At 53.2% G+C, this 17,416-nt stretch carries 15 protein-coding genes; 9 read left to right on the top strand and 6 right to left on the bottom strand.

Going from position 1 to position 17,416, the window contains the following annotated elements:
- Positions 1–8 precede the first annotated feature (8 nt).
- On the top strand, positions 9–1,157 hold the full coding sequence (gene dgoD, locus LDL70_RS12410; protein WP_225685184.1) for a galactonate dehydratase: 1,149 nt from the start codon (positions 9–11) through the stop codon (positions 1,155–1,157).
- A gap of 27 nt (positions 1,158–1,184) precedes the next feature.
- Positions 1,185–1,964, top strand: coding sequence for an SDR family oxidoreductase (locus tag LDL70_RS12405; protein ID WP_225685183.1), 780 nt, complete (start codon positions 1,185–1,187; stop codon positions 1,962–1,964).
- A gap of 20 nt (positions 1,965–1,984) precedes the next feature.
- On the opposite strand, the gene LDL70_RS12400 is transcribed toward LDL70_RS12405, so the two are convergent.
- The 6 genes from LDL70_RS12400 to LDL70_RS12375 all read right to left on the bottom strand — a co-directional run bounded on the left by LDL70_RS12400 (position 1,985) and on the right by LDL70_RS12375 (position 8,715).
- Entirely contained in the window at positions 1,985–2,899 is a 915-nt protein-coding gene (locus LDL70_RS12400; RefSeq protein WP_225685182.1) for a carbohydrate kinase family protein, read from the bottom strand.
- Entirely contained in the window at positions 2,896–3,942 is a 1,047-nt protein-coding gene (locus tag LDL70_RS12395; RefSeq protein WP_225685181.1) for an ABC transporter ATP-binding protein, read from the bottom strand. Before LDL70_RS12395 ends, LDL70_RS12400 begins: the two co-directional genes overlap by 4 nt.
- Positions 3,942–5,456 carry an argininosuccinate lyase gene (gene argH / locus LDL70_RS12390; RefSeq protein ID WP_225685180.1) on the bottom strand — a complete coding sequence of 505 codons (1,515 nt, stop codon included), beginning with the start codon at positions 5,454–5,456 and terminating at the stop codon, positions 3,942–3,944. The genes LDL70_RS12395 and argH overlap by 1 nt, the downstream gene beginning before the upstream one ends.
- Before the next feature lie 10 nt (positions 5,457–5,466).
- Positions 5,467–6,318 carry a carbohydrate ABC transporter permease gene (locus LDL70_RS12385; protein WP_075657105.1) on the bottom strand — a complete coding sequence of 284 codons (852 nt, stop codon included), beginning with the start codon at positions 6,316–6,318 and terminating at the stop codon, positions 5,467–5,469.
- On the bottom strand, positions 6,315–7,238 hold the full coding sequence (locus LDL70_RS12380; RefSeq protein WP_022710584.1) for a carbohydrate ABC transporter permease: 924 nt from the start codon (positions 7,236–7,238) through the stop codon (positions 6,315–6,317). Before LDL70_RS12380 ends, LDL70_RS12385 begins: the two co-directional genes overlap by 4 nt.
- 229 nt (positions 7,239–7,467) lie before the next feature.
- A complete protein-coding gene (locus tag LDL70_RS12375) occupies positions 7,468–8,715 on the bottom strand; it encodes an extracellular solute-binding protein (protein ID WP_225685179.1) in 1,248 nt (415 codons plus the stop codon).
- 306 nt (positions 8,716–9,021) lie between these two features.
- Here LDL70_RS12375 and LDL70_RS12370 point away from each other — a divergent pair, with 306 nt between their 5' ends.
- From LDL70_RS12370 to LDL70_RS12340, 7 genes are all read left to right on the top strand, one after another.
- Positions 9,022–10,251 (top strand): ROK family protein, encoded by a 1,230-nt coding sequence (locus LDL70_RS12370; protein ID WP_225685178.1) that lies wholly within the window; start codon positions 9,022–9,024, stop codon positions 10,249–10,251.
- Between the two features lie 24 nt (positions 10,252–10,275).
- The gene (locus LDL70_RS12365) at positions 10,276–12,705 is read left to right on the top strand and encodes a PIG-L family deacetylase (RefSeq protein WP_225685177.1); all 2,430 of its coding nucleotides are present in this window, start codon (positions 10,276–10,278) and stop codon (positions 12,703–12,705) included.
- A gap of 114 nt (positions 12,706–12,819) precedes the next feature.
- Complete coding sequence (locus LDL70_RS12360) at positions 12,820–13,947, top strand: LLM class flavin-dependent oxidoreductase (protein WP_075657102.1); 1,128 nt, start codon at positions 12,820–12,822, stop codon at positions 13,945–13,947.
- 63 nt (positions 13,948–14,010) lie between these two features.
- Complete coding sequence (locus LDL70_RS12355; protein WP_225685176.1) at positions 14,011–14,685, top strand: FMN reductase; 675 nt, start codon at positions 14,011–14,013, stop codon at positions 14,683–14,685.
- A gap of 75 nt (positions 14,686–14,760) precedes the next feature.
- Positions 14,761–15,798: an LLM class flavin-dependent oxidoreductase gene (locus LDL70_RS12350; RefSeq protein ID WP_022710578.1), complete on the top strand. Its 1,038-nt coding sequence runs from the start codon at positions 14,761–14,763 to the stop codon at positions 15,796–15,798.
- A 121-nt stretch (positions 15,799–15,919) separates the two neighbouring features.
- The gene (locus LDL70_RS12345) at positions 15,920–16,570 is read left to right on the top strand and encodes an NADPH-dependent F420 reductase (RefSeq protein ID WP_225685175.1); all 651 of its coding nucleotides are present in this window, start codon (positions 15,920–15,922) and stop codon (positions 16,568–16,570) included.
- A gap of 30 nt (positions 16,571–16,600) precedes the next feature.
- Positions 16,601–16,924: a GNAT family N-acetyltransferase gene (locus LDL70_RS12340; protein WP_022710576.1), complete on the top strand. Its 324-nt coding sequence runs from the start codon at positions 16,601–16,603 to the stop codon at positions 16,922–16,924.
- Positions 16,925–17,416: the final 492 nt, after the last annotated feature.

Genomic DNA, 17,416 nt, shown 5'->3' with positions numbered 1-17,416 from the left:
GTAACAGAATGAAAATCACCAAACTCACGACCTATATTGTGCCGCCGCGCTGGCTGTTTGTGAAAGTGGAAACCGATGAGGGTATTTCCGGCTGGGGAGAGCCGATTGTTGAAGGTCGTGCGCTGACAGTTGAAGCGGCTGTGCATGAGCTGTCTGATTATCTGATCGGCAAAGATCCGTTTCTGATCGAAGACCATTGGAATGTCATGTATCGCGGCGGGTTTTATCGTGGTGGTGCTGTGCATATGAGTGCCATTGCCGGTATAGATCAGGCGCTGTGGGATATTAAAGGCAAGGCGCTGAATGTGCCGGTGCATCAGTTGCTGGGCGGACAATGCCGCGACCGGATTAAAGTCTATTCTTGGATCGGCGGCGACCGTCCGTCTGATGTGGCACGCAATGCGAAAGAAATGGTGGAGCGCGGTTTTACAGCATTGAAGCTCAATGGAGCGGAAGAGCTGCAGATCGTTGACAGCTATGCCAAGATTGATGCGATTGTCGAGACGATTGGTACAGTGCGTGATGCGGTCGGCCCGCATGTCGGGATTGGGGCGGATTTCCATGGCCGCGTGCATCGCCCGATGGCGAAAGTGCTGGCCAAAGCGCTCAATCCGTTCCGGCTGATGTTTATTGAAGAGCCGGTCTTATCCGAAAATTATGAAGCGCTGAAAGAGATCGCCAATCATACGTCCACGCCGATTGCATTGGGAGAGCGTCTTTATTCCCGCTGGGATTTCAAGACTATTCTCTCCGGCGGTTATGTGGATATTATTCAGCCGGATTTGTCCCATGCGGGCGGGATCACCGAATGCCGCAAGATTGCTTCGATGGCTGAAGCTTATGATATTGCACTGGCGCCGCATTGCCCGCTGGGGCCGATTGCTCTGGCTGCCTGCCTGCAGATTGATGCGGTGAGTTATAATGCCTTCATTCAGGAGCAGAGCCTGAATATCCATTATAATCAGGATAATGACATTCTGGATTACATCACCAATCGTGAGGTGTTTGATTACAAGGACGGCTTTGTGGCTATTCCGCAGGGGCCGGGTCTGGGTGTCGATGTCGATGAAGCCTATGTGATTGAACGGGCTAAAACCGGCCATCGCTGGCGCAATCCGGTGTGGCGTCATGAAGATGGCAGTTTTGCTGAATGGTAATGCGGGCGTTCGAAAAGGATAAATATCATGGCTGATCGTCTGATCGGAAAACGCATTGTTGTCACCGGCGCAGCGCAGGGGATCGGCCTTGCGATTGCGCAATGTTTTGGCCGCGAGGGCGCGGCGCTGTTCCTGATTGATACGGACGGGGCATTGCTGGAAAAAGAGGTGCTGGCCTTACGGGAAAGCGGCGTTACGGTGGGCTTTGCTCAGGCGGATATCTCCGATGCCAAAGCGATTGCAAATGCTTTTATTCAGGCTGATGCGGAAATCGGGCAGATTAATGCGCTGGTCAATAATGCGGGGATCAATGTCTTCAGCAAACCGCTGGAAATGGATGATGAAGCATGGAACCGTTGCTTCGATGTTAATCTGAAAGGCGCGTGGAATTGTTGTAAGGCTGTGCTGCCGCGTCTGATTGAGCAGGGTGGCGGTGCTATTCTCAATATTGCTTCCACCCATTCTTTCACGATTATCCCGCACACATTTCCTTATCCGCTGGCGAAACATGCTTTGCTCGGCATGACCAAATCGCTGGGGCTGGAATATGCGCCGCAGCAGATACGTGTGAATGCTATTGCACCGGGCTATGTGCTGACGCAGAAGAATGTGGATTATTGGAACAGTTTTTCTGATCCGGAGGCAGCAAAGGCTGAGACTATGCGGTTGCATCCGGGCGGGCGCATTGCCAGCACACAGGAAATCGCGATGGCGGCCGTGTTTATGATTTCAGATGAGTGCCCGTTTATGACAGCAACCTGCCTGACAATCGACGGCGGTTTAAGTGTTTTGCAACACGCGGTCTAATAGTGCGTAAGAGTGAAAGATCAGTCCGCCGGACTGATCTCCTGTTTTTGCAAGAAGGCTGTGCCACCGGCTGCCTGCACAGCCAGACTACCAGACTGAATACCGGCATTGAGTGCCGTTTGTGCATCTGCGCCTGAAAGCCATGCATTGATGAAACCGGCATTGAAGGCATCGCCTGCACCGGTCGTATCAATAACCGGTACATTTTCAGCTTTGGCGTGAAGATTATGCTCTTTTGAACGCAGCCATGCACCTTCCGCACCGCCTTTCAGCACAACAACGGGAAAGGTTTCCGCGAGTTTATCGAGAGCGTCTTGCGGATCTTCAAAACCCGTAATCGCCAGCGCTTCTTCTTTATTGGGCAGGAAGATATCAATACCTGCGCAAGCCGTAAGCAGAGCCGGATCATAGATCAGGGTCTCATCCCAGCTTGGATCAAGCGAGACTGTGAGGCCGTGTGCCTTGGCACGGCGCACAAGATCAGGAATCTCATGCAGCGTTGCATATTCCGCAATATGCAAATGACCAGCCTGTGACCAAGTGAGCGCGGCATCCAAAGTTGCAGGCAGTGCACTGCCTGCGCGACGCGACAGGAAGGCACGGTCGTTGCCGATGACGCTGGCAACAGTCACCTGAGGGCCTGCATCTTTCGAACGCTCCAGAAATTGCAGATCAATGCCTGCGGCCTCCAGTTCCGGTGACAGACCGGCGGACAGAGCATCCAGGCCGAGCCGTGCCACAAGGGCGGTTGTGCGGCCGGTATGTGCCAGATGCGCGGCGGTGATATAGGCACCGCCACCGGCTGCCATTTTCAGATTATCGGCAAAGACTTCACGTCCCGGTTCCGGCAAAGCTGCCAGACCGGTAAAAATCAGATCGCAGTAAATCCGCCCGATGCTGAGAACGGCCGGATGCTGATTGTCTTTCAAACTCATAGACGGCCCAGACTTTTCTCTGTCGCCTTGTCAAACAGATAAAGACTGCCACTGGCTGCGCGTGCAGTCAGGGTGCTGCCGGTGGCCGGTATGAATTTGCCCGATGCGGTGGCGATAACTGCTGTGCCCTGTACATCAATATGCACCAGTGTTTCAGGCCCCAGCGGTTCAGCCGCGGTGACGGTGCCGGTCAGCTCAATGCCTGCCGGTGCGGAGGCATCACCGCCGGTGACAACCATCAGATCATGCGGACGGATGCCGACCAGAATGTCGCCATCCGGTTTGAATTCGATGTTGTTACCGTTTTTGCGGCCTGCAATGAGGTTCATCGACGGGCTGCCGATAAAGCGGGCGGTAAAGACATCAACCGGATTTTCATAAAGCTCGGTTGGTGTGCCGGTCTGCAGAATATTACCGTCGCGCATCACCACAATACGGTCAGCCATAGTCATGGCTTCCACTTGATCGTGGGTCACATAAACGGTTGTGGTCTTGAGACGCTGATGCAGACGTTTGATCTCAATACGCATCTGGGCACGCAATTGTGCGTCAAGATTGGACAGTGGTTCATCAAACAGGAACGCAGACGGATTGCGCACCATTGCACGGCCAATGGCAACGCGCTGACGCTGGCCGCCGGAGAGCGCAGCAGGGCGGCGATCCAGATATGGCTCAAGTCCGAGAATTTTTGCGGTTTCTTCAATACGGGCATTTTTATCCGCATTGGAGATTTTGGAGGTATAGAGACCGAAACCGATATTCTGACGGACAGTCATATGCGGATAGATCGCATAATTCTGGAACACCATCGCAATATTACGCTGTTTCGGGTCACGCTCATTGACGACTTCATCGCCGATTTTCAGCGCGCCGCCGGAAATGTCTTCCAGACCGGCAATCATGCGTAGCGTCGTGGATTTGCCGCAGCCGGAAGGCCCGACGAAAACCACAAATTCACCATCGGCAATTTGCAGGTCAATGCCGCGCACGGCCTCAACCTTGCCATAGCGTTTAACCAGCTTGTTCAGTTCGATCGTTGCCATCAGCGTTTCTCCACCAAGGCCTGAAATTTATCATTGAGCTCGCGTGCGGCTTTGGCCTCGTTTGCGGCTTGTGTGTCTGCAAGGCTTGCAAAGGCATTGGCCTGATCGCGGTAGGCTGCAAGTGCCTCAGCCATTGGTTCCGGTGCAGGGCCGCCGAAACGATCACGCACGGCGATGAAATGCCCCGGCGAAACCAGTTCTTCAAACTTTGCGCGGTCGAAAGACGGCTCTCTGCCAGCCGCATGTTTGAAGGCTTCAAGAAACGGCTCATAGCCGTCCTGTGCCAGACCGCCGCCTTTGGCAACAACAGCCTTGGCCACGGTTGCTGCAATTTCATGCGCTTGACGGAAGGACAGACCTTCAATGCGCACCAGTGAATCAGCCAGCTCGGTAATGGTAATGCAGGAGCGGCGGATATTGTCGGCAACACGTGCCGGATCAATGCGAATGGCCTGCACAAAGGCGGCCAGCAGATCAAGCACACGACCGGCAGAAGCAAAAGCTTCATAGCCCATTTGCTGCGTTTCACCTTCACTGTCATTCATATCGGTGAAAGGCGTATTATGGATCACATCCAGCACAGTGCGGGCGCGTCCCATGGTCTGGCTAGCCAGATGACGCATATGCTCAATCGGCACCGGATTGCGCTTCTGCGGCATGATCGAAGATATCTGTACAAAAGCATTCGGCACATAGATCTGGCCAACCTCGAAGCTCGTCCAGAACTGGAAGTCCTGAATGAGACGGCCGAGATGGATAAACATCAGCTCAATCGCGGAATAGGTTGAGGTGATGTAATCCGAAGCGGCAATACAGCTGTAGGAATTGCGTAAAGGCGCGGCAAAGCCCAACAGGTCAGCCACGCGTGCGCGGTCGATGGGAAAACCTGAGGTGGTGATGGCTGCCGCGCCCATAGGTGACAGGTTGACGATTTCACGCGCTGTTGCAAAACGCTGCATATCGCGGATCAACACTTCAATTGCTGCGGACAGATAATGGCCGAAGGTTGAAGGCTGTGCAGGCTGACCATGCGTATAGGCAACGATCAGTGTTGCCTGCTCGCGGTTTGCAGTTTCAATCATCGCATTGAGCAGATGACGGGACTTGGCCAGCAGAACATCAATATGTTCTTTGAGACCGAGCTTGAACAGCGTGTGGTCGATATCATTACGTGAACGTGCGGTATGAAGGCGACCGGCAATATCCGCACCGAGACGGGACTTCAGTTCTTTCTCGATCAGGAAGAAGAAGTCCTCAACTTCACCCGTATAGGTGAGGGAGGCCGGATCAATATCACGGTCGATCTGTTCCAGCGCACCGGCGATTGCCGATGCCTGTTTTTCGTCGAGAATGCCGGTTTCCGTCAACATCACCAGATGGGCGCGGTCAATACGGCGGAAACTTTCGACATGATGGGTTTTAGCGCCGTCAAAAAGCGGTTTCAGCACGGTCTCCTTGTAGACCGGATCAGGGAAAACGCTTTTATCGGCAAGGCGCGGATCGTTTGCAGACATTATAGTATCCTTATCCCTTCAGGCCGGCCAGCATGACGCCGCGCACGATATAGCGCTGCAGCAACAGGAACACGAGCAGGGTTGGCAGGGTGGCGATAGCGGCGCCGGTCATAATCATTTCCCACTGGATCGATTGCTCAACCGCGAAACTCGAAAGCCCGACAGGCAATGTGTAGAGTTCCTTGCTGGTGGTGACGATCAGCGGCCAGAAGAAGGCTGTCCAGTTGCCGAGGAAGGTGAAGATTGCCAGAGCCGACAGTGCCGGAGTGACCAGTGGCATGGCCACTTTCCACCAGATCTGGAATTCGTTCAGACCATCCACACGGGCAGCTTCGAGGAAGTCATTCGGCACGCCTTCAAAGAACTGCTTCATCAGGAAGGTACCAAAAGCCGTCATCATGCCCGGGAACATGATGCCCCAATAGCTGTCGAGCCAGCCGAGTTTGCTGGACATCAGATACCAGGGGATCACCAGCATTTCGGTCGGGATCATCAGCGTTGACAGAATGGCGAGAAAGATGAAATGACGGCCACGGAACTGGAATTTCGCTAATGTATAGCCGACAAGACTGTCGAAAAACACATTGGATAATGTGACGACAACCGCGACGAACATCGAGTTGAAGAACCAGCGCAGGAAGCGGCCGTCTGCCAGAATGGTGACATAGTTCTGCACAGTCGGGTCAGCCGGTATCAGACGCAGATCATAGACCTGACTGGCGGTTTTGAACGAGGTGGAGAACATATAGGCCAGCGGTGTGACCATGATGATGCCGCCGATAAACAGCAGTGTCCATGTGAGGACGCGGCCTGGCCGGATATTTGCAAACGGGAGTGCCGGTGTTTTGGTTTCAGCGGTCATTTCTTTTCCCTCAAGATCCACAGCTGCAACAGTGAGACAACCAGCAGAATGGAGAACAGCACGACTGTCTGCGCAGCGGCATAGCCCATGGCGTAAGACGAGAAGGCGGTTTGATAGATCATCAGCACCAGTGGCTTGGTGGAGCCAAGCGGACCGCCCGGATCATAGGTGGTCATGTTATAGACCTGATCGAAAATGCGCAGGAAGCCGATGGACGAGAAGACGACCAAAAACACGGTTGTCGGTTTCAGCAGCGGAATGGTGATTTTGCGCAGGATTGCCCATTCACCCAGGCCGTCAATGCGGGCAGCTTCATAATAGGTGTTCGGAATAGCGCGCAGACCCGCCATGAAAATGATGATCTGAAAACCGAGGCCCGCCCAGATGGATGTTGCCATAATGGAATAGAGTGCCTGATCCACCGAGCGCAGGAATGTCTGCTGCGGCAGGCCGATGGTATTGAGCATATTATTGATCACGCCGATCGGAGCAGGCTGATAGAACCAGCGCCACACCCAGCCCATTGCCGCGGCAGTGGTGAGAAACGGCAGGAAATACAGACCACGGATCAGCCCGTGCATGAAACGTACGCGGTCAAGATAATAAGCGATCACAAAAGCCAGAAACAGGCTGACCGGCGTGCCGATAAGCAAGTAAGTGAATGTGTTTTTGAACACTTTCCAGAATTGCGGATCAGCGAACAGTTTCTCATAATTCGCAAGGCCGATAAATTTCGGCGGTTTCATCAGATCCCAGTTGGTCAGCGACAGCCAGAAGGCTTCAACCGTGGGATAAAACCGGATGACCGTGTAAAACAGAATAGGCAGGGCGAGAAAGCTCCACACCCAGATGAGCCGCCTTGTGCGCATGGGCAGGCGGTTCCAGAAAGTATCACCGGAGCGGGCAGCCGTCACAGTCATGGTTCAAAATACCTTATGGTACGGAAGCATATCCGGCAAAGTGCGATGCGGTTTTGCGGGACTATGCGTCAAACAAATTTGGGGAATATAGCCGGAGGTTCAGCACATACCGGAAATATTCTGGCGGAGAGACGGAACTCATCCGCAGTTTCATGCAGTCTGAAGATGATGAAACGATATTCCGGTGTGCCGCCGATTGATGACAGCGGCACACCGTCTTTTTCAGAGATTATTGCGCATCATCGATGATGGTCTGTTCTGCTTTTGCAGCTTCAGCCAGCGACTCTTTCACAGGTTGTTTTTCCAGAACCACACGGTTCACCATATCCATAGCGGTCTGACGCTGGGCTGCTTCATCCACAAACATGGTGGTGTGCGCATAGTCCAGACCTCTGAGGAACGAGCCGTAGATCGGGTCTGCCAGATTGGCTTCAGTCTGGGCAACCGCACGACGTGCAGGCAGTTCACCAACTTCCTTGAGCCAGATTTCCATCGCTTCCGGCGAGGAGATGTAGTTCAGGAATTTCTTGGCAGCTTCCAGTTTTTCGCCTTTTGCATTGGCGCCGATACCATTTGCAAAATAGCTGGCATAGTTGGAACGCACGCCTTCAGCATTGGCTGGCAGTTCGGTAACGCCCCATTCAAAATCCTTGATGGTGCGGAATGCGCCGAGGCGGAAAGTACCGTCAACAGTCATGGCAGCCATGCCTGCACGGAACGCAGCCTGACCTTCATCCATGAATTTCAACTCGCCGACTTTTTTCTCTGTCTGCAGGTCGGTGTAGAATTTCAGAGCCTTTTCACCGGCTTCGGAATCATAGGTAACTTTGCGGTCATTGTCGGTGTAAGGCGCGCCGCCATACTGGCGGATCAGCACTTCACGCCACCAATGGTGATCCTGTCCGGCCATATCCAGAGTGATACCGGCGGTGGTCAGATTGCCGTTTGCATCGCGCTTGGCAGTCTTTTCAGCCGCCGCAACCAGCTCATCCAGTGTTTTCGGCGGGTTTTTCGGATCCAGACCGGCTTCTTCAAACAGTTTCTTGTTGTAGAACAGCGCCAGTGAGCGCACGGCAGTCGGCAGACCATAATAGTCTTCGCCGCGCTTCATCGCACTGGTGATCGGGAAGAAGTCGCTTTCGATCTTATCATGCGGGAATGTATCGGTTGGCAGCGGCTGCAAAATTCCGCCTGCAACGAATTTATCAAGCCAGCCGTAGAAAAGCTGCATAACATCAGGGCTGTTGCCAGCCATTTTGGCTGCAATCACGCGGGTCTGATAATCATCATAAGGGAAGGTGGTGTGCTTGACCTTGATGTCCGGATTGGCTTTTTCGAAATTCTCGATCAGCTTGTCCATCGCTTTAACGCGCGATTCAAAGACATATTGCCAATATTCAATTTCAACAGCCTGCGCTGCATTGAGCGCCATTGTGCTGAAGCCTGCGAGCAATCCCGCAAATAATAGTTTACGCATGTGAACCTCCCCTTATGACCTCCGGCTGTTGCCGGTATCAGGCAAAAATACAGTTTTGTGCATGTTGTTTCCGAAACGGCAGCCCGTTTTGGGGTGACATGCGTCAGCGATCAGTGTTCGGAAATTGCATCTCGTCAAAGACCGGTTGGCAGCTTTGCCCCTTCAGATGCGTTTTCCTCCGCAGAGCTGCCCTCTACGGTCACTATTTTACAGGCTTTTGTCAATAAGATAATTTACTTGAGTTAATCTATTGCGGTTATGAAGGCTCTCGCTTATCATTTTTTGAGACGGGCAGGACGGAGCAGCATGGGCGCACAGCCGGCAGGTACACAATCGGGCATAGAATCAGGCACACAGCTGATTACTTTGGGTAAAAACCCCGAGCGAATCCGCGATCACAATCGTCGGGTGGTGCTGGATATTGTGCGTCAGCACGGCTCTTTGGGGCGGATGCATATTGCGCGTTTGACGCATCTGACGGCTCAGGCAATTGCCAATATTGTCGATGAACTGGTCTGTGAAAATCTGTTGATGGAGACCGGAAGGCTCAAATCCGGACGCGGCCAGCCGCCTAAACAATTCGCAGTCAATCCTGACGGCGCTGTAACGATGGGTGTTGAAATGGCATCCGATCACATGGTGACGACGGTGCTTGATCTGACAGGGCAACCCCGTTCCCGCCATATTACACCGGTGCATGATACCAGCCCTGACGCGCTTTCCGGCTTGTTGCGTATACAGGTTGATACTGTGAAAGCGGAGTTTTCCGCACCGTTGCTGGGTGTCGGTGTGGTGATGCCGGGGCCGTTCGATATTGAAGGCATGACCTCTGTCGGGCCGACTACTTTGCCCGGCTGGTCAGATGTGGATGCGGCAGCCATTTTAGGTCAGGCTTGCGGTGAACCGGTTACCATCGAGAATGACGCGAATGCGGCGGCGGTGGGAGAGCGCCTGTTTGGCGCGGGGCATGCCATTTCCTCCTTTGCGATGATCTATTTCGGTGCCGGTGTCGGTCTTGGTATGATTCAGGATGGTGTGCCGTTTCGCGGCGCTTTCGGCAATGCCGGTGAAATCGGACATATTGTGGTGGCGCCAAAAGGCAGAGCCTGCCCCTGTGGTCAGTCCGGTTGTCTGGAGCGCTACGCCTCACTGTATGTCCTGCGTGAAAAGCTGGCTTTGGCGGGCGTTACAGAAACAGATTTTGATGATCTGCAGAAATTGCATGACAGCGCTCATCCGGTGCTGATGCAATGGATGGACGAGGCCGCACTCTATCTGGCGCCGATGATTGCCATGATCGAAAATATTCTCGATCCGGAAACGGTAGTGCTGGGCGGTATGTTACCCGATGCGATTATCGACGGATTGATTGCACGGATGGGGCAGTTGCCGATTTCCGTTGCCAGCCGCCGCAGCCGTGCTTTGCCGCGTGTGTTGCGCGGGCATACCGGACAATTTACGGCGGCTTTGGGTGCCGCAGCTCTGCCTTTGTTTGAAGCGATGACACCGAAACTAGATACGCTCGCTGACTTGTAATTCATCTTTGTGGGGAGGCATCCGGTGCTGACTGACCGCCAACGTATAGAACGACAAAAATCGGCACCGGCTCTTATGCGCCTGCATCATGCGCTGAGCCGGTTGCGCTCGGTTGTGACAATCATGAATACCGGCGCACATCCCGATGACGAGCAAAGCGGGTTACTAGCTTATTTCCGTTTTGGCATTGGTATGCGGGTGATTGTCGGTTGTTCCACAAGGGGTGAGGGCGGGCAGAATGCACTGGGGCCAGAACACGGCGGTGCATTGGGGCTGATGCGTTCCCGTGAAATGGAAGAGGCCGCGCGGATACTGGATTGCGATATTGCATGGCTTGGTCACGGGCCTGATGATGCGGTGCATGACTTTGGCTTTTCCAAAGATGGTGACCGGACTTTTGACCGCTGGGGTGAGAAGCGTATTGTCGAGCGTCTTGTGCGTGCCTATCGCAGTGAGCGGCCGGATATTGTAATTCCGACATTTCTTGATGTGCCGGGGCAGCATGGCCATCATCGTGCGATGACCCGCGCGGCGGAACGAGCGATTGCGCTGGCTGCTGACAATCAGGCTTTTCCTGAGCATTTTGCGCAAGGGCTGAAGCCTTGGCAGGTCGCCAAATATTATCTGCCTGCATGGTCTGGCGGGGGTGATACTTATGATGATGAAGTGCCGCCACCTGAAGTGACTGTGATTGTCCATGCTGACAAGCGTGAACCGGCAACGGGTGCGGATTATGACCGCATCGGGGAATGGTCGCGTTATTATCATGCGTCGCAGGGTATGGGGCATTGGCCGGAACAGCCAAAAACGCAATGGCCACTGCATTTGCTGCTGGCAGAGAAGACCGGTGCGGAGGTTTCCGTTCTGGATAATCTGCCAGCTGATCTGGCAACCTTAGCGGCTCATGCGGAGATGCCTGAACCTATCGTTCAAGCATTGCAAGCTGCGCAAAAAGCGATTGATAGTGCCATTGCCGCGTTCCCTGACTGTGATGCAATCATCGCTTCTCTGGTATCGGCTGCGCGCAATATTGATACTATCCGCGCTAATGCACCGGCAGATTTTCTGCTCGCGCATGAGCATCGTCTTTTACGCAAGAAGACCGAGATTGATGCTGCTCTGATTGAAGCTGCAGCGATTTTTGACAGTGCGGAGCTGAACCCGCCGGTGATGTCACCTGCCGGTGAAGCTTTGTTGCAAGTCCGGTTTGGCGCTGATCATGCGCAATATCAGGCGCAGGTTGAACCGGTTTTATCGGAACATTGTGCGGCTTATGTGCATGAGACAACCGCGACCACTCAGTCCTTTGATATAAAGGCCGGAGCAGAGACGGCTTTCAGTCCGCTTTACCGGCCGGTCTGGTCTTCGCTTGGAGGCAATGGTGATTTTTATGTGCGTGTGACAGCACAATTCTCGGACTATCAGGCCAAAGCGAGTTTCGATCTTGCGGAACAGTTTGCGCTGGTGCCTGCCCAGTCTGTGCGGGTTGAGCCGGAAGCGGTGATTGTTCCGCTTGATCCGGCAGACAAAACACAATGGCCGGTGAATGTAACTGTCAGTGGTGATCCGCAGCCTGTGCGCTTTATCAGCAATGGTGGCTGGTCGGCTGTGCAGAGTGCCGATAGCACGATACTTCACGCGCCGGAAAAACGGGAAGCCGGACTGTTCCGCTTACAAGCACAAATTGCCGGTCGTGATGCAGTGCGGCAGACGCCAATTGCCTATCCGCATATCGGGCGGGTGATGTATCGCGAGCCGGAATTATTGAATGTGCTGGTGCTGGATCTGAAACTGCCGCAAGGCGCGCGCATCGGTTATATCGGCGGTGGCGCTGATCGTGTTGGTCTGTGGTTGAGCCGTATGGGGCTTGATGTAACAGAGCTGGAGCCGAAACATCTGGCCGGTGATTTGCAGCAGTTTACGTGTATCGTTGTCGGTATTTTTGCTTTCGGTATAAGGCAAGATCTGGCGGAGGCAACAGCACGCTTGCATGCCTATGTTGAAAATGGCGGTCATTTGCTGACGCTTTATCATCGCCCGACGGATGGCTGGAACCCGCAGTCAACACCGGTGCGCCCGTTGAAAATCGGCTCGCCCTCACTGCGCTGGCGGGTGACTGATCCCGCAGCGACTGTCACCGTTCTGGCGCCGGAGCACAGATTGCTCAACTGGCCGAATTGTATAACAGATGAGGACTGGCAGGGCTGGAACAAAGAGCGCGGGCTGTATTTCGCCTCTCATTGGGATGAGGCCTATCAACCGCTGCTATCTATGCATGATGCCAATGAGCAGCCGTTAACCGGTGCGCTTTTGTCTGCACGGATTGGCAAAGGGCGGCATACACATACCAGTCTTGTGCTGCATCACCAGATGGACAGGCTGGTTGCGGGGGCATTCCGTCTGATGGCCAATCTGGTGAGTGGCGCTGATGATGAGAGTTTGTCTGATATTTAGGACAGTCTAGTGCAATTCTACTGACTACTGCAAAAATCTGAACTGATTATGTTTCTGTCAACAACGCACTTTGGTGCTTATTCCTGACACAGGAACAAACGGACAGGTGTACTCATGCAGTTTGGAATTTTTACCGTCGGTGACGTAACAACTGATCCGACAACCGGCAAAACCCCGAGCGAACATCAGCGGCTGATGTCGATGATGAAATATGCGCTGAAGGCAGAAGAAGTCGGTCTCGACGTTTTTGCTACCGGCGAACATCATAATCCGCCATTTGTGCCGTCTTCACCGACGACCATGCTCGGCTGGATTGCGGCTAAAACCAGCAAGATTCAGCTGACGACCTCGACAACGCTGATTACCACCAATGATCCGGTGAAGATTGCCGAGGATTTTTCGATCCTGCAGCATCTGGCCGATGGTCGTGTTGATCTGATGATGGGGCGCGGCAATACTGGGCCGGTTTATCCGTGGTTCGGCAAGGATATCCGTGAGGGTATTCCGCTGGCGATTGAGAATTATCATCTGCTGCGCCGTTTGTGGCGTGAGAAAACAGTGGATTGGCAGGGTCAGTTCCGCACGCCTTTACGCGGTTTTACGCTGGCTCCGGCACCGCTGGATGATACGCCGCCATTTGTATGGCACGGCTCAATCCGCAGTACGGAAATCGCTGAACAGGCTGCGTTCTACGGAGATGGTTTCTTTGCAAACCACATCTTCTGGAACAAGGAACATACCCAGCAGATGATTGATCTGTATCGCTCACGCTTTGAACATTACGGTCACGGCAGTGCGGATCAGGCGATTGTCGGTCTTGGCGGGCATATTTTCATGCGGAAAAACAGTCAGGATGCCATTCGTGATTTCCGGCCTTATTTCAATAATGCGCCGGTCTATGGTCACGGACCATCCATGGAAGATTTTATGGAAATGACCCCGCTGACTGTCGGCTCGCCGGAGCAGGTGATCGAGAAAACACTGAGTTTTGCTGATTATGCCGGTCATTATCAGCGTCAGTTGTTCCTTGTCGATCATGCCGGTCTGCCGGAAGAGATGGTGCTTGAACAGATTGAGCTTCTCGGCACGGAAGTGGTGCCGGTATTGCGCAAAGAGTTTGAAGCACGGCGTCCGGCGCATATTCCGAGTGATCCGCCAAGTCATGCAAGCCTGCGTGCACAGGGCGAGGGCGGCAAACACCGTAAGGTCATTCCGGTTGAAAGCGCAGAACAGCCAGCCTGAGGCAGGTTTGATTAAGGGGCAGGGATATCTCTGCTCCTTCCCTGCCAATGAACGGAGATAATTATGACACGTCGTATTCTTGTATTGAGTGCAGGTCTGTCACAGCCATCATCAACCCGTATGCTGGCAGATCAGATTGCACAGGCAACAGCCGCGCAAATCGGTGCGCGGGGTGAAGAGGCGCAGATTGAGGTCATCGAACTGCGTGAACTGGCTATGGACTTGGCCACGACTATGGCGACCGGTGGCATTCCGACACCGCATCTCTCAGAGGTTAAAGAGAAAATCTCTGCGGCTGACGGGCTGATCGCGGTCACGCCGGTTTTCACCGCCAGCTATAGCGGATTGTTCAAAATGCTGTTCGACAGTCTGGATACCAATGCACTGAACAATATGCCGGTGATTATTGCGGCAACAGCGGGAACCGCACGCCATTCGCTGGTGCTGGATCATGCTTTGCGGCCGTTATTTTCTTACCTGCGGGCGACAGTTGTGCCGACTGGTGTTTTCGCTGCGACAGAAGATTTTGGTAGTGGTGAAGCCGGACATGATCTGTCTTCGCGCGTGCAACGTGCGGCTAGTGAATTTGCAGCGCTGGTTGTAGCGGAAAAGAACGGTGTCGGTGGGTTTGTCCCGAATATCGGCGATCAGCGCAAACGGGATTCCGGTGTGCAGCTCAGCCAGACGGTTACGCCATTTGCACAATTGCTCAAAGGACGCACCGGCACAGCCGGTTGATAAACAGACAGCGACACATATTTAGAAAATTCAAAGTGCGGGCATTGAGATGCCGCACTGAAAGGAGCCAGTATTATGGAACTTGGCGTTTATAGTTTCGGCGACGTACAGAAAAATGCACAGACCGGTGAGCTGGGCTCAACGGCAGATGCAACACGCAACCTTCTGGAAGCCATTCAGCTGGCCGATGAAGTGGGGCTGGATTATTTCGGTATTGGTGAACACCATACACGGGAAATGCCTGCTTCTGCGGCAACGGTTATACTTGGTGCTGCGGCAGCCACAACCAAAAACATTAAGCTGGGCAGCGCCGTAACCGTGCTGAGCACCGATGATCCGGTACGCGTTTATCAGCAATTTGCGACGCTGGATGCGGTATCGAACGGACGTGCAGAAATCACAGCCGGTCGCGGTTCTTCGACGGAATCTTTCCCGCTTTTCGGTCATAGCCTGAATGATTATGACGAGCTTTATGCGGAAAAGCTTGATCTGCTGCTGAAGATCAATGAGAGCGAAAGCGTGACATGGCAGGGTAAATTCCGTCCGGCTTTGAATGAGGCGCTGGTTGTGCCGCGTCCTGACAGTGGCTCGCTGCCGATCTGGCTGGCAACCGGTGGTAATCCGCATTCATCGGTGCGTGCCGGTATTCTCGGACTGCCGATTTCCTATGCGATTATCGGCGGACAGGCTGCGCGTTTTGCACCTTTGGCCGAGTTGTACCGCCGTGCGGGCGCTCAGGCTGAGATTGCTCCGGAGCAGCTGAAAGTCTCGGTCGCAGTGCCGGGTTTTGTTGGCGAGAATGCCAAACAAGCCAAGGATTTTTTCTGGACGCACTGGCATGCGGTGATGGAACAGCTGGGCAAAATCCGTGGTTTTGCACCACCGCCACGCTCGCATTATGACAGTGAAGCCAGTGGCGGCGGCGCGATTTTTGCCGGTGAGCCGGAAGAAATTGCAGAACGTATTATCACCTTGCAGAAACAGCTCGGGCATATGCGCCAGTTTTTCCAGATGGATGTGGGGCAGATGCCGCATAAAGACTTTCTGCGTTCGATTGAATTGCTGGGAACCAAAGTGAAGCCTCTGGTTGATGCGGAGCTTGGCGTGGATTGAGTATTTTCGGTTTAAACCGAATTGTTGGAAATACTCCGTCCGTTTGTTTCTGCGCGTATCTTATCCGAAAACCGGTTCCCACTTTTCGGGATACGCTTTTGAATAGCAGGAGATTGCTGATATGCATATCACCGAAGTGAAAACAATTGGTATTCTGGGTGCCGGCCGTGTCGGCACCGCTATAGCCCGTCGCGCGATTGCGGCGGGTTATGCGGTGAAGATTGCGACATCCAAATCACCGGCAGAGATTGCGCTGTTGCTCGAAATCATGGTGCCGGGTGCCGTTGCTGCAACCGCGCAGGACGTGATTGCAGAAAGCGATATCGTCATCCTTGCGCTGCCTTTGTCCAAATATCGTCAACTGCAGCCGGAACTGCTGGCGGGCAAAATCGTTATTGATGCAATGAATTACTGGGCACCGACAGACGGAACTCTTGCTGAGTTTGAAACAGGAACTTCGAGTAGCGAAGTGATCCAGAAATTCCTGCCGCGGTCGCGGTTGGTGCGCAGTTTCAACCATATGGGCTATCATGAGATTGATGAGGAAGCCCGACCAAGCGGTGACCCGCAACGCCGTGCGCTGGCCATTGCCGGTAATGATGCGGAGGCCCGCAGGCAGGTTGCCGGATTTATCGACCGGATTGGGTTTGATCCGGTGGATGCGGGGCTTCTGATTGAAAGCCGGATGTTTGATACCGGTACACCGGTTTTCGGTGCGCCGTTTACCCGTGCGGATATGCTGGAAGCACTTACTCTGAAACAGGCAAGCTGACAGACCACAAGTTCAAAAGGAGAGGGTTGAATGACTGATATTCGAATGAGCAAGGAAGACACAGACACACGCCACGGGCGCTATGTGGCGCGTGTTGACGGTGTTGAAGGCGAAACCGAGATTACTTTTACCCGCCGCGCGAACGGCGTTATCAGTGCGGATCATACCGGCGGGCCGGATTCCATGCGCGGTACCGGTGCGGCTGCCGCACTTGTGACCTATATGGTTGAAGATGCACGTAAAAATGGTTTTCGCATTCTGCCGCTTTGCCCTTATGTGCGGGCGCAATATCGCCGCCATCCCGACTGGGCGGATGTTATGACGCTGGCACCGGGTGAAGAGCCGTCACTTTAAAATAATACTGGATAATTTTACTCAAGTATAATTGTTTTGACGTCCAGAATACCTGATTGTTCGTGATTTTTAGATTCGATTGTCAAAAATAGCCTTATATTCATAGGAATATAAGGCTATTTTTTATGGAAAACTGATTTAAAATCAACGTGTTAAATGTTCTCGTTTTCGTGATCTTGAAACTGTTCTAAAATGTGTTAGCCCTATTATATTAGCTGAATATTGGTCGGGTTTGCGCAGATTTCACTCATTCTCGTCGATGGTAATTTCGTTTGAAGAATGATGATTGAGTAAGGCATAAATACACCAAATCTATATCCGGGCGGATAAATATGCAGGCATTGATTTAATCTGTCTGTGCTCTAATTCCGGATATTTAATACTACGTAATGTTGAGTAGTTTCAGTAAAATTCAGATCTGAATTCACCGTTTCTTCGTCGGAAGAGCCGGTTCGGACAAAGATTGTTTTGTAATATTGTAAGTAACGCTGG

It is taken from the genome of Pseudochrobactrum sp. XF203, assembly GCF_020341615.1.
GTDB classification, from domain to species: Bacteria; Pseudomonadota; Alphaproteobacteria; order Rhizobiales; family Rhizobiaceae; genus Pseudochrobactrum; species Pseudochrobactrum saccharolyticum.
Note: the sequence above shows the minus strand (reverse complement) of the source record. Positions and strands in the feature narration are given on the sequence as shown.

What these genes read in the sequence shown, in the direction of transcription:
- dgoD (WP_225685184.1), top strand. Translation starts at nt 9, where the DNA reads ATGAAAATCACCAAACTCACGACCTATATTGTGCCGCCGCGCTGGCTG.
- LDL70_RS12340 (WP_022710576.1), top strand. Translation starts at nt 16,601, where the DNA reads ATGACTGATATTCGAATGAGCAAGGAAGACACAGACACACGCCACGGG.
- LDL70_RS12355 (WP_225685176.1), top strand. Translation starts at nt 14,011, where the DNA reads ATGACACGTCGTATTCTTGTATTGAGTGCAGGTCTGTCACAGCCATCA.
- LDL70_RS12395 (WP_225685181.1), bottom strand. Translation starts at nt 3,942, where the DNA reads ATGGCAACGATCGAACTGAACAAGCTGGTTAAACGCTATGGCAAGGTT.
- argH (WP_225685180.1), bottom strand. Translation starts at nt 5,456, where the DNA reads ATGTCTGCAAACGATCCGCGCCTTGCCGATAAAAGCGTTTTCCCTGAT.
- LDL70_RS12385 (WP_075657105.1), bottom strand. Translation starts at nt 6,318, where the DNA reads ATGACCGCTGAAACCAAAACACCGGCACTCCCGTTTGCAAATATCCGG.
- LDL70_RS12370 (WP_225685178.1), top strand. Translation starts at nt 9,022, where the DNA reads ATGGGCGCACAGCCGGCAGGTACACAATCGGGCATAGAATCAGGCACA.
- LDL70_RS12350 (WP_022710578.1), top strand. Translation starts at nt 14,761, where the DNA reads ATGGAACTTGGCGTTTATAGTTTCGGCGACGTACAGAAAAATGCACAG.
- LDL70_RS12405 (WP_225685183.1), top strand. Translation starts at nt 1,185, where the DNA reads ATGGCTGATCGTCTGATCGGAAAACGCATTGTTGTCACCGGCGCAGCG.
- LDL70_RS12380 (WP_022710584.1), bottom strand. Translation starts at nt 7,238, where the DNA reads ATGACTGTGACGGCTGCCCGCTCCGGTGATACTTTCTGGAACCGCCTG.
- LDL70_RS12400 (WP_225685182.1), bottom strand. Translation starts at nt 2,899, where the DNA reads ATGAGTTTGAAAGACAATCAGCATCCGGCCGTTCTCAGCATCGGGCGG.
- LDL70_RS12360 (WP_075657102.1), top strand. Translation starts at nt 12,820, where the DNA reads ATGCAGTTTGGAATTTTTACCGTCGGTGACGTAACAACTGATCCGACA.
- LDL70_RS12345 (WP_225685175.1), top strand. Translation starts at nt 15,920, where the DNA reads ATGCATATCACCGAAGTGAAAACAATTGGTATTCTGGGTGCCGGCCGT.
- LDL70_RS12375 (WP_225685179.1), bottom strand. Translation starts at nt 8,715, where the DNA reads ATGCGTAAACTATTATTTGCGGGATTGCTCGCAGGCTTCAGCACAATG.